Genomic DNA, 12,267 nt, shown 5'->3' with positions numbered 1-12,267 from the left:
CGCCCCCGCGCACACGCAGCGACACGGGCGTGTCGCCCGTTTGCCGTCGAAACCTCAGCCGACGACCACCGCATGCGGCGATGTGACGTCGATCGACGAGGCGTTCGGGCTGCGGATCAGCGTCTTCGAGAGCACCTCGCCCTTCAGCGGAGAGTCTTCTGCGCTGCCCCACACGACGGTCAGCCCGGTGTTGAGCGTCAGCGTCACGTCATCCGCGGACGTCGCGCTGACCCCTGTGAGCGCGGCGCGCAGATCGGCCGGCACCGACCGGACGACGAGACCTGCGCTCTCGAACGCGGCCGAGTCGGTGCCTCCCTCGATGTCGAGCAGAGGCTGCCCCGCAGGCTGATCCGACGTGGTCGCGAGAGCGACGCCCGCGGCATCGACGAGCGTGTACCCCGCATCCGACCGGAGGACGCCGACGGGGGTCCGCTCGACGATCCGCACCGTCAGCTCGTGCGGCGGCTTCGCTTCGAGCGCATACGTCTCGATCAGGGGGAAGGCCAGCAGCGACGCCTTGACCTCGCTCGAATCGATGGCGGCGAGCGGTGTGCCCATCTGATCGGCCAGCGCCGCCTCGACGGTCGCCGGATCGAGAGTGGTCGCGCCGACCACCGTGATCTTCTCGACGGCGAACAGCGGGCTGTATGCGGCCACGACGGTTCCGCCGATCAGCAGCACCAGGGCTCCGATCGCACTGAGCCAGACGATCCGCCGCCGACGCGACCGCTGGGTGAACCGCCGGATCTCGGCCCGAAGGGCCTTGCGCCTCGCGCGCGCCGCGCGCCAGACATCGCGGGTCGACGTGGGGTGCTCCCCACCATCAGCAGCTTCTCCGCGGGGATCCTCCGTCGCGACGGGCGGCGTGCGGGGAGCGGATGGCGCCCCGGACCCGCCGTCGCCGATCGGCGACCTCTCCCGACGACCGGTTCTCCGCGCAGGTTCGCCCCTCTCCCCCACGTCGCCCGCGGGAGGCGTGGGAAGCGGAGGCGGACGTCGCATCTGCTAGACCTCTGTCGTGCGCAGCGCTTCGAGCACCTGCGGGATGATCTGGTAGACGTTCCCGCACCCGAGCGTGACGACGAAGTCACCGTCCCGAGCGACCGACGCGGTGTAGTCGGCGGCCTGCTGCCAGTCCGCGACGAAGTGCACGTGCGAAGGATCACGGAAGGCTCCGCTGACGAGCTCTCCGGTGACCCCGGGAACCGGATCCTCGCGGGCGCCGTAGACGTCGAGCACGACCGTGTGATCCGCGAACGTCTCGAGGACGTCGGCGAACTCCTGGAACATGTGCTGCGTGCGCGAGTAGGTGTGCGGCTGCTGGATGGCGATGATCCTTCCGGAGCCGGCGATCGACCGCATCGCCTCGAGCGCGGCGCGCACCTCGGTCGGGTGGTGCGAGTAGTCGTCGTACACGGTGACCCCACGCGCGACGCCGTGCTGCTCGAGTCGACGCACGGTTCCGGCGAATCCTTCGACGGCGCGCGCCGACTCGACCAGGCCGAAGCCGACGGAGAGCAGGACGGTGATGGCTCCCGCCGCATTGATCGCGTTGTGCACACCGGGAACAGCGAGCTGCAGGCGCACGCTCTCGCCGCCGTGGGTGATCGTCGCCGACACGGGACCCGCCGCGACGATGTCGGTCACCCGCACGTCGGCATCCTCTGCCTGCCCGAAGGTGATGACGTTCGGGTGCGACAGGCCGGCTCCGACGCGCAGGGCGCCCGGGTCGTCGCTCGAGATCACGACGGCCTCGGAGGCGGCGTCGGCGAAGCGCACGAACGCGTCGTGGAACGCCTCGTCCGATCCGTAGTGGTCGAGGTGATCGGGGTCGACGTTGGTGATGAGCGCGATCGCCGTGTCGTAGAGCAGGAAGGTGCCGTCGGACTCGTCGGCCTCGATCACGAAGAGCTCGCCGGTGCCCGTGGCGCTCGAGACGCCGAGCTGCTCGATCACGCCGCCGTTGACGAAGTTCGGATCTGCGCCCAGCGCCTGCAGCGCGGTGACGATCATTCCGGTCGACGTCGTCTTGCCATGAGCGCCGGCGACCGAGACGAGTCGGCGGGAGCCGATCAGCCAGTGGAGCGCCTGCGAACGATGGATGACATGGAGTCCCCGTTCCTTCGCCGTCACGAACTCGGGGTTCTCGGGCCAGATCGCACCCGTGTGCACCACCGTGTCGGCGTCACCGAGGTGGGCGGCGTCGTGTCCGACGTGCACGGTCGCTCCCGCCGCAGCGAGTGCGCGCAGGTTGTCGCTGTCTGCCCGATCGCTTCCGGACACTCGGATGCCGGCGTCGAGGAACATCTTCGCGAGGCCGCTCATGCCGGATCCGCCGATGCCGATGAAGTGCGCGGAGGAGATCGACTCGGGGATCGGAAGGGAGAGGTCAGGTCTGATCATGTCGGGTTCAGTCTACTTTTCGGTGAGGACGTTTCGGCGTCGCGGGGCCGTGTGTACGGCGGAGTCAGACGAGTCCGAGGGCGCGATCCACCAGGGCGATGACATTCTCGGTCCCGCTCCTGGTGCCGACCTTCTCGGCCGCGGCCGCCATCTCGGCGATTCGCTGCGGATCCTTGAGCACGGGGATGACGATCTTCCGCACGGCGTCGCCGTCGAAGGTCGCGTCATCGAGCAGCCGAGCAGCTCCTGCCGCGACGGCGGAGGCGGCATTGAGCCGCTGCTCGCCGTTCCCGACCGAATACGGCACATAGAGAGCCGGGATGCCGAGGGCGCTGATCTCGCTGACCGTCGCCGCACCGGATCGCGACACGATGAGGTCGGCCAGCGCGAAGGCGAGGTCCATCCGGTCGACGTAGCGGCGCAGGGCGTAGCCGGGAACCTCGGGGTCGGCGAGGTCGCTGCGCTCCCCCGTGACGTGCAGGAGCTGCCAGTCCGCGGCGAGGATGTCGCCCCACGAGTCGGCCAGGGCTTCGTTCAGCCGCTGCGCCCCGAGCGATCCGCCGAAGACCAGAAGAACGGGCCGCGCCGCATCGAGGCCGAAGTACGACGCGGCCTCGTCGCGCGCCGCGGCGCGGTCGAGCTCGATGACCTCGCGTCGAAGCGGCATTCCGACGACCTCGCCTCCACGCAGCTTCGTGCCGCCGAACGCGACACCGGTCGCTGCGGCGCGTCGGGCGCCCAGCACGTTGGCGAGGCCGGGCTTCGCGTTCGCCTCGTGCACGACGAAGGGGATGCCCTCACGACGGGCGGCGACGTAGGCGGGCGCGGAGGCATAGCCGCCGAAGCCGACGACGACATCGACTCCGTGGTCGCGGATGTGCGCGCGGACCTGGGCGATCGCTCGGCGGAACCGCGCGGGGAAGGCTGCCGCCTGGCCGTTCGGACGACGCGGGAAGGGCACTTTGTCGACGATGAGGAGCTCGTACCCCCGAGCGGGGACGAGTCGCGACTCGAGTCCCTCCGCCGTTCCCAGGACCAGGACGGGGGCGTCTGCGTCGCGGGCGCGGAGCCCGTCGGCGACGGCGAGCAGGGGGTTGACGTGACCGGCGGTTCCACCGCCGGCGAGAAGGTACGTGGTCACCGTGTGACCTTACCCCGCCCTGCCGTGTTGACCCGTTCAGCCGCACGCGCCTCGGGCGCGGGAATGGTGCGCGCGAAGGACAGCAGCACGCCGCAGGCGATGAGCACGGCGAGCAGTGCGGTGCCGCCCTGCGACATGAAGGGAAGCGGGACGCCCATCACGGGGAACAGCCCGATCACGACGCCGATGTTGAAGACCGCCTGACCGGTGATCCACACGGTGATACCGCCCGCGGCGACGCGGATGAACGGGTCGTCGGTCTTGCGGATGATGTGGAACGCGCCGACCGTGAAGAGGGTGAACAGGGCCAGCACGACGATGCAGCCGATGAGTCCGAGCTCCTCGCCGACGATGGCGAAGATGAAGTCGTTCCCGGCGGCGGGGAGCCAGCCGTACTTCTCCTGCGAGTTGCCGAGGCCGACGCCGAAGATGCCCCCGGAGGCCATGCCCCAGATGCCGTGGATCGACTGGTAGCAGTTCTTCTCGTAGTCGCTCATGTCGGAGCACACGGCGGTGATGCGACGCATCCGGTCCTCGCTGGTCAGCGCGAGCGCCAGCACCGACATGACACCGAGGAACACCGGGATGATGAACAGCCGCAGCTTCACGCCGGAGAAGAAGAGGCACCCCAGCATGACCAGCACGAGCACCATCGCCGTACCGAGGTCTTTACCGGCGAGCACGGTGCCGATCGCCAGCGCCGACACGGGCACGACGGGGATGAAGACCTGGTGCCACGTGCCGAGCATCGTGTGCTTGCGCATCAGCACGAAGCCGATCCAGACCGCGAGCGCCAACTTGAGGAACTCGGAGGGCTGCAGGGTGAACCCCGCGACCATGATCCAGTTGCGGTTGCCGCCGTCCGCGATGCCCAGTGGCGTGAACACGAGCAGCTGCAGGGCGACGGATCCGAACAGCGCGGGCCACGCCATGCGCTTGAGGAACCGGACCGGCAGCCTCGAGATCAGGAACATTAGCGGGATGCCGAGCACGGCGAAGATCCCCTGACGGAGAGCGCCGTCCATGGGGTTCTTGCCGGCGGAGACCGCCGAGGCACTGGTCGCCGAGAGGACCATCACGAGGCCGAAGATCGTCAGCATCAGCGCTGCCGATGCGATCATCAGGAACTCGGTCGAGACGGGGGTGAACCGCCGCCCGAGGGAGACCCGCGCGGCGAGACCACCGGATGCGCTCCGTGCGGACTCAGACTTCGGGGGGCGTGCGACCTGCGTCATCGGCGCTCCCCCGGTCTATCCAGTCCCGCACCGCCTCGGCGAAGCGGTGTCCGCGATCCGCGTAGCTGGAGAACTGATCGAAGGATGCCGCTGCGGGGGCCAGCAGAACTGTGCCCTCGCCTTCGACGATCCCCGCGGCGATCTCCACGACGCGATTCATGACGTGTCCAGTCTCGCCAGCATCGACCTCGAACACCGGCACCGCCGGCGCGTGTCGCTCGAATGCCGCGACGACCGACGCTCGTTCGACGCCGATGATGACGGCTGCACTCGCCGTCGTCCCGACCGACGCGACGAGGTCCGCGATGTCGACGCCCTTCAGATCTCCGCCGACGACCCAGACAGCTCCGGGATAGGCGCGCAGCGACGAGGCCGCGGCGTGCGGGTTCGTCGCCTTGGAGTCGTCCACCCACGTGATGCCGTCGTGGCGGGCGATGACCTGGATGCGGTGCTCGTCGAGGCGGAACGACTGAAGCGCCTCATGGATGGCCTCCGGCTCCACACCGAGCGAGCGCGCGAGTGCGCTGGCCGCGAGGATGTTCTGCACGATGTGCGGGGCCGCGAGACCGACCCGCTCGAGGTCGGCCAGCGTCGTCAGCTCCAGGGCGCTGGTCGCCCGGTCGTCGAGGAACGCGCGATCGACCAGGAGTCCTTCGACCACGCCGAGGTCACTCGGACCGGGGATGCCGAGATCGAATCCGATCGCACGGGCGCCGTCGACGACCTCCGCCTCCTCGACCATGATCCTGGTGGCCTCGTCGGCCTTGTTGTAGACGCAGGCGACGCGTGTGTTGCGGTAGACGAGCGCCTTCGCGTCGCGGTACGCCTGCGCGCTGCCGTGCCAAACCAGGTGATCGTCGGCGAGGTTCAGGCACACCGAGGCATACGGATACAGCTCGCCCTCGGCGCTCGACTGCCCGAGGTACCAGAGCTGGTGGCTGGAGAGTTCGACGACGAGCACGTCGAAACCGGCGGGGTCACGGATCGCGTCGAGGACCGGCACGCCGATGTTGCCGCAGGGTGCAGCGCGCAGTCCGCCTTCGACGAGCAGGGACGCGGTGAGCTGAGTGGTGGTGGTCTTGCCGTTCGTCCCGGTGATGAGCACCCAATCCGCGGGCGTGCCGTCGGCCCTGGTCACCTTGTCGCGCACCCGCCAGGCGAGTTCGATGTCGCCCCAGATCGCGATGCCGGACTGCTGCGCCCACCGGATCACCGGATGAGACGGCGAGAACCCCGGGGACGCGATGACGACCTCGGGCGCGAAGCCGCTCAGGGCCTCGGGGACCTCTGCGAGCGACCCGAGCTCGAGACGCGCGCCGATCACGGGGAGGAGCGTGGCGTACTCCTCCTCGGCCGATTCGCTGAGCACGAGCACATCCGCACCGAGTTCGGTGAGTGTGTCGGCCACCGAGAATCCGGTCATGGACAGCCCGAGCACGGCGACCCGGAGGCCCGACCAGTCGGAGTGCCAGCTGGTCAGCGTCGCGAGCCTGGACTCAGCTGACACGCGTCAGCCATTCGACGTAGAACAGACCGACCGCGGATACCGCGAGCAGACCCGCGATGATCCACATCCGCACGACGATCGTCACCTCGGACCATCCGCGCATCTCGAGATGATGATGGAACGGACTCATCAGGAACAGTCGCTTGCCACGGGTGACCTTGAAGTAGGCGCGCTGCAGGATCACGGATCCCGACGCGAGGACGAACACGCCCGCGATCACGAAGAGCAGCAGCTCGGTGCGGGTGAGGATCGCCATGGCGGTGATCACACCGCCGATCGCCATCGAGCCGACGTCGCCCATGAAGACCTTGGCCTTCGGCGCGTTCCACCACAGGAAGCCGATGAGGCTGGCGGCGAACGATGCGGCGATGATCGCCAGGCTGAACGGATCGCGGACCTCGTAGCATCCGCCGATCGCCGCCTTCTCGACGCCTTCGCCGACGCAGGACTGCTTGAACTGCCAGAACGCGATCAGGCTGTACGCACCCACCACGATGACCCCGGCTCCTGCGGCGAGGCCGTCGAGTCCGTCGGTGAGGTTGACGCTGTTCGACGTCGCGACGCCGATCACCGAGATCCAGAGCAGGTAGAGCGCCCACCCCAGGACGACCGAGAAGGCGAACAGGTTCAGCCAGGGGATGTCGCGGAAGAGCGAGATCGACCCGGATGCGGGCGTCTGGTCGTAGGCGTTCGGAAAGTTCAGGGCGACGATCCCGAAGGGGATGATCACCAGCAGCTGACCGATGATCTTGCGCCAGCCCGAGAGACCGAGGCTGCGCTGACTGCGGACCTTCATGTAGTCATCGATGAAGCCGACGGCCCCGAAACCGACCATCAGCCAGATGACCAGGAGTGCGGATGTCGAAGGGACACCGCCGCCGACGTAGGTGGCCGTGAAATACCCGACCATCGTGCCGACGATGAAGATCACGCCGCCCATGGTCGGTGTGCCCCGCTTCGCCTCGTGGCTCGGATTCTCGATCGCCTCGGGGGTGCGGATGACCTGACCCCAGCCCCACTTCCGGAAGAGCCGGAGGAAGACGGGTGTCAGGAAGAGTGTGAAGGCGAGCGATATCGCAGCCGCCATGATGAGGGATCTCACGAGAACAATTCTCCCAGACGATCGCCGAGATGCCGGAGGCCTACGGAATTGGATGACTTGACGAGCACGCGATCGCCGTCGCGGAGCTCGGTGCGCAGGTAGTCGTAGGCAGCATCCTGGTCGGGGAAGAAGACCGCCTCGCTGTCCCAGGATCCCTCGCCGATCGCGGAGATGAAGAGGCGACGCGCTTCCGGACCGACCACCACGATGCGCTGGATGTTCAGCCGCACCGCGAGCAGGCCGATGCGGTCGTGCTCCTCGCCGGCGGTCTCGCCGAGTTCGCTCATCGCGCCGAGCACGGCCACGGTGCGCTCGTCGGGGCCGGTGATCTGCGCCAGGGTGCGCAGCGCGGCGGCCATCGAGTCGGGGCTCGCGTTGTACGCGTCGTTGATGATGCGCACCCGATCGTTGCCCATCGGCTGCATGCGCCAGCGCTCGGCGATCTCGACGGTCTCGAGACGCGCGACCGCGTCAGCCGTCGACACCCCGAGCACCCGTGCCGCGGCGATGGCCGCCAGGGCGTTGCCGATGTGATGTGCGCCGAGGACCTGCAGCCGGAGCGGGATGCGCTCCCCCGCCGCCTCGATGACGCACGACGTGCCGGACGCGGTGACCTCGAGGTCATGAGCGCGCACATCGGCCGAGTCGCTCTGACCGAAGCCGACGACCTGCATGCCGCGGGAGACGGCGAGCTCGCGCATGGCGGCGACACGGGAGTCGTCGACGTTGAGCACAGCGGTTCCCGAGGGCGTCGCCGCAGCGACGAGCTCGGACTTGGCTCTGGCGGTCGCCTCGATCCCGCCGAAACCGCCGGCGTGCGCCATGCCGACCATCAACACCACGGCGATGTCCGGTTCGACGAGCCCGGCGAGTCGGGCGATGCTCCCCGGCCCGTCGGCGCCGAACTCGCTGACCAGGAAGCGCGTGTCGTGCGTGATGCGGAGCATCGTCACGGGAGCGCCGACCTCGTTGTTGTACGAGTTGATCGGAGCGACCGTCTCGCCCTCATCCGAGAGGATGCGCGCGAGGAAGTTCTTCGTGGTCGTCTTGCCGTTCGAGCCGGTGATGCCGACGATCTTGAGGTCTCCCGCGGCGCGCACGCGGGCGACGACCTCGCGGGCGAGATCGGCGAGGGCGCCGACGGCGTCGGGGACGACGATCTGGGTGATCTCGTCGTCGACCGGATGCTCCACGATCGCGAGAGCGGCACCCGCCGCGAGGGCGGAGCCGACGAAGCGGTGCCCGTCGGTCTCGGCGCCGGGCTTGGCGACGAAGATCGATCCCGGCGCCATGTTCCGCGAATCGGTGTCCACCACCCCGTCGACGACGGTGTCAGCCGTGGAAGGGCCGGCGAGGCGGAGATCACCCCCGAGGACGGCGGCGATCTCAGCAAGCGACAGGGCGATCATGACGTCTCCAGGCGCGGCGGGGCGCCGTCTATTCGAACTTGGGAAGCAGCGCGTCCATCGGGGTGGAGGACGGCATCACGCGATAGGTCTTCATGGTCTGGGTCATCGCCTTCTGGAAGGCCGATGCGGTGGCGGCAGACGATGTAATTCTAGTCGGCTCGTCGAGAGTGACCACGACGACGTACTGGGGGTCGTCGACCGGCGCGAAGCCCACCATGCTCGTGTAGTACACGCCGGACTTGTATCCGCCCTTGCCGTCGGGGATCTGCGCGGTACCGGTCTTGCTGGTGACCCGGTACCCGGGAACCTTGATCCGCTCGGCATTGCCGCCCTGCACGGCGACGTTCTCGAGCATCCTGGTGATGTCCGCGGCGGTCTGCGTCTTGATGACCTGCTCGTGCTCCGGCGCGTCAGGCGTCACCACGGTGCCGTCCGGCGTCGTGCACGATTCGATCAGCGACAGGCCGATCTTCTCGCCGCCGTTCGCGATCGCCTGGTAGGCGCCCGCGAGCTGCGGGGCGGTCACCGTGAAGTACTGACCGAAGGTGGTCGTGTACAGCGACTGGTTGTCCCAGTCCTTCGTGGGGTGCAGCAGACCGCTCGCCTCGTCCGGGAATCCGATGGTCTGCTCGCCGACGCCGAAGCGCTGCAGGTAGTCGTATCGGGTGTCGGGGCTGACCATGGTTCCGAACTTCGACAGGGCCACGTTGGAGGAGTCGATGAGCGCGCCGGCGAGCGTGTACTCGAAGGTGGGGTGCACGAACGCATCGTTGATCACGGCGCCGTTCTCGAACTTCTCGTGCGACGACGCGGAGACGGTCGGGCTCGTCATCGTGACGCCGGCGTTCTCCATGATCGCCGCGGCCGTGATCGGCTTGAAGGTCGAGCCCGGTTCGAACGGATAGGTGAAGAGCTTGCTCCCCCAGGTGTCGGACGACGAGGCATCCAGGTCGTTGGGGTCCATGGTCGGCCATTCGGCCGCCGCGCGGATCTTGCCCGTGCCGACCTCGACCACCGTGACGGTGCCGCCCTTCGCTCCCTGTGTCTGCGCCTCCTCGGCGATCATCTGCTGCATGTACCACTGCAGATCGCTGTTGATCGTCAGCTGCACGGTCCCGCCGTCGACGGCGTCGACCCTGCTCTCACTGCCGGGGATGACCACCCCGTCCTTGCCTGTCCGGTACGACTCCTCGCCGTCCGTCGGTGCGAGGCACTTGTCGTCCATCTTCTCGACGCCGGCCTTCGCATCGCCGGTGCCGTCGAGATAGCCCAGGAGGTTTCCCGCCACAGCGCCGTTCGGGTAGACCCGGACCTCGCGCGGCTTCATCACGAGATACGACGAGACCTTGAGGTTCCGCAGCTCGATGTACTGCTCGGTGCTGAGCCCCTTGACCAGGGGGAAGTACTGCGAGTCGGGGTTCTCGGCGAGGGCCGCCGCGACGTCGGAGCGCAGCTTGTCGGCATCCAGCCCCATGATCTCGGCGATCCGGGTCGATGCCTCCGCCCACGGAAGCTTGGGAGGGTTCTTCTCGTTCTCTTCCAGGATGCGGATGACCTGCGGGCTGAGCTGCGCGTCGTAGACGTTCACGCTCTCGGCGAGGACCGCCCCGTCGGAGTCGACGACCGCCCCTCGCTGTCCTGCGATGGGAGTGCCCTCGGCGATGAATTCGAGCGACTGGGCGACGTGCTCGTCGGCCTTCACCACCTGGATGTCGATGAGACGGACGACGAACGCCGCGAGGATCGACAGGATCACCGCGAGCGCGACGACCGTGCGTCGCCGGGGTGTCCGGGTGGCTCGTGTCGTCATGGACTCTCTCCGTCAGGTCGTGATGGTCGGTGGAATTCAGCTAGCGGGTGCTGGGGCTCGGCAGGCCGTCGGTGATGGCCGGCGGCAGATCCTGCGCGGTCTGCCCCGCCGCACCGTCGGGCGCGGCGTCGTCCTCGGTCGACGCATTCACCGGCACATCGTTGAGCAGGGCGTTGCTCACGGCGCCCGCTCCGTTCGGGTCGACCGTGGAGGTTCCCACGGCTCCCGTGCCCTGTCCGAACACCGCGCCATCGCTGAGACGCAGGTAGGCGGGCGAGCCGGCCACGACCATCCCGAGCGCGGCAGCGCCGGTGGCGAGGGACTGGGGGGAACTGATACCGGTCAGGTCTTCCTGAAGGGCGTTCGTCTGGAGGTCGAGCTCGTGCTGCTGCGACGAGAGACTCGCGAGCGTGAACGAGTCCTGCGTGATCGCGAGCGACAGGCCGATCTGCACCGCACCGATCGCCATGGCGCCCGCGACCGCCATGAGTGCGTATGCGAGCCTGGGCTTGCGGCGCACGGCGGGCGCCGTGACGGGCTGCAGGCGCCGGCGCGGTTCGCGTACCGGTGCCTCGGGCAGCGCCTGGGGCTTGCGTGCTGTGGCGTTCAGGCTCATGGGGTGTCCCGCACCTTCTCTGCGGCGCGCAGACGCACCGGTATGGCCCGCGGGTTCCTCGCGCGTTCGTCGTCGTCGGCGAGCTCGGCGCCCTTGGTGATGATGCGGAACCGCGGCGCGTGCTCCGGCAGTTCGACCGGAAGACCTCTCGGCGCGGTGGATGCCGCGCCTGCGGCGAATGCCTGCTTCACGAGCCGGTCCTCGAGCGACTGGTACGACATCACCACGATGCGTCCGCCGACGGAGAGTGCGTCCATCGCCGACGGGATCGCATCCGCCAGCACGTTGAGCTCGGCGTTCACCTCGATGCGCAGCGCCTGAAAGACGCGCTTGGCGGGGTGTCCTGCGCGCTGCGCAGCGGCGGGTGTGGCGGCGATGAGGATCTCGACGAGTTCGCCCGAGCGGGTGATCGGCTGCTTCTCGCGCGCGGCGATGATGAACCGTGCGTAGCGACCCGCGAGCTTCTCCTCGCCGTAGCGTTCGAAGATGCGGCGGAGGTTGCCTTCGCTGTATGTCGCGATGACCTCCGCGGCGGTGACGCCCTTCGTCTGGTCCATGCGCATGTCGAGCGGGGCATCCTTCGAGTACGCGAAGCCGCGGTCGGCTTCGTCGAGCTGAAGCGATGAGACACCGAGGTCGAACAGGATGCCAGCGGCTCCCTGTGCGTGCAGCCCGATCTCGTCGTACACGGTGTGCACGAGAGTGACCCGGTCCTTGAACCGTGCCAGCCGCTCCCCCGCGATGCGCAGGGCGTCGGTGTCTCGGTCGAGACCGACGAGACGGATGTTCGGGAACCGCTCGAGAAGCGCCTCGGAGTGGCCGCCCATGCCGAGGGTGGCATCGACGAGCACCGCTCCGTCGGCCTGGAGTGCCGGAGCGAGCAGCTCGACGCAGCGGTCGAGCAGGACGGGGGTGTGGATGTCGCGGAGGTTCATGATCTTTCTCGGGTGACCTCTGTGTGTCGGAGACCAGGGCCCTGATCCCCCTCCGCTTCTCGACCCGGCACCGGGGAAGTGTGTCGGGGCAGGAGCGGCGGGGCATCAC

Annotated in this window: 10 protein-coding genes; all 10 read right to left on the bottom strand. The window is 68.4% G+C overall.

Annotation, left to right across the window (positions count from 1 at the left end):
* Positions 1–54: 54 nt before the first annotated feature.
* Positions 55–1,002, bottom strand: a complete 948-nt coding sequence (locus tag ACTJKH_RS12620; RefSeq protein WP_440737218.1) for an FtsQ-type POTRA domain-containing protein — start codon at positions 1,000–1,002, stop codon at positions 55–57.
* Between the two features lie 3 nt (positions 1,003–1,005).
* The gene (murC, locus tag ACTJKH_RS12615) at positions 1,006–2,403 is read right to left on the bottom strand and encodes a UDP-N-acetylmuramate--L-alanine ligase (RefSeq protein WP_440737217.1); all 1,398 of its coding nucleotides are present in this window, start codon (positions 2,401–2,403) and stop codon (positions 1,006–1,008) included.
* 64 nt (positions 2,404–2,467) lie between these two features.
* Positions 2,468–3,544: a UDP-N-acetylglucosamine--N-acetylmuramyl-(pentapeptide) pyrophosphoryl-undecaprenol N-acetylglucosamine transferase gene (locus ACTJKH_RS12610; protein WP_210098322.1), complete on the bottom strand. Its 1,077-nt coding sequence runs from the start codon at positions 3,542–3,544 to the stop codon at positions 2,468–2,470.
* The gene (gene ftsW, locus ACTJKH_RS12605) at positions 3,541–4,779 is read right to left on the bottom strand and encodes a putative lipid II flippase FtsW (protein WP_440737216.1); all 1,239 of its coding nucleotides are present in this window, start codon (positions 4,777–4,779) and stop codon (positions 3,541–3,543) included. The genes ACTJKH_RS12610 and ftsW overlap by 4 nt, the downstream gene beginning before the upstream one ends.
* Positions 4,748–6,286 carry a UDP-N-acetylmuramoyl-L-alanine--D-glutamate ligase gene (gene murD / locus ACTJKH_RS12600; protein WP_440737215.1) on the bottom strand — a complete coding sequence of 513 codons (1,539 nt, stop codon included), beginning with the start codon at positions 6,284–6,286 and terminating at the stop codon, positions 4,748–4,750. Before murD ends, ftsW begins: the two co-directional genes overlap by 32 nt.
* On the bottom strand, positions 6,276–7,388 hold the full coding sequence (mraY, locus tag ACTJKH_RS12595; protein WP_210098325.1) for a phospho-N-acetylmuramoyl-pentapeptide-transferase: 1,113 nt from the start codon (positions 7,386–7,388) through the stop codon (positions 6,276–6,278). Before mraY ends, murD begins: the two co-directional genes overlap by 11 nt.
* On the bottom strand, positions 7,385–8,797 hold the full coding sequence (locus tag ACTJKH_RS12590; protein WP_259162884.1) for a UDP-N-acetylmuramoyl-tripeptide--D-alanyl-D-alanine ligase: 1,413 nt from the start codon (positions 8,795–8,797) through the stop codon (positions 7,385–7,387). Before ACTJKH_RS12590 ends, mraY begins: the two co-directional genes overlap by 4 nt.
* Before the next feature lie 28 nt (positions 8,798–8,825).
* On the bottom strand, positions 8,826–10,607 hold the full coding sequence (locus tag ACTJKH_RS12585) for a peptidoglycan D,D-transpeptidase FtsI family protein (RefSeq protein WP_440737214.1): 1,782 nt from the start codon (positions 10,605–10,607) through the stop codon (positions 8,826–8,828).
* A 40-nt stretch (positions 10,608–10,647) separates the two neighbouring features.
* On the bottom strand, positions 10,648–11,223 hold the full coding sequence (locus ACTJKH_RS12580; protein ID WP_440737213.1) for a hypothetical protein: 576 nt from the start codon (positions 11,221–11,223) through the stop codon (positions 10,648–10,650).
* Positions 11,220–12,158, bottom strand: coding sequence for a 16S rRNA (cytosine(1402)-N(4))-methyltransferase RsmH (gene rsmH, locus ACTJKH_RS12575; protein WP_440737212.1), 939 nt, complete (start codon positions 12,156–12,158; stop codon positions 11,220–11,222). Before rsmH ends, ACTJKH_RS12580 begins: the two co-directional genes overlap by 4 nt.
* Positions 12,159–12,267: the final 109 nt, after the last annotated feature.

Source organism: Microbacterium sp. 22215, assembly GCF_052045655.1.
Lineage (GTDB): Bacteria > Actinomycetota > Actinomycetes > Actinomycetales > Microbacteriaceae > Microbacterium > Microbacterium phyllosphaerae.
This window is presented reverse-complemented; position numbering and strand designations above follow the sequence as displayed.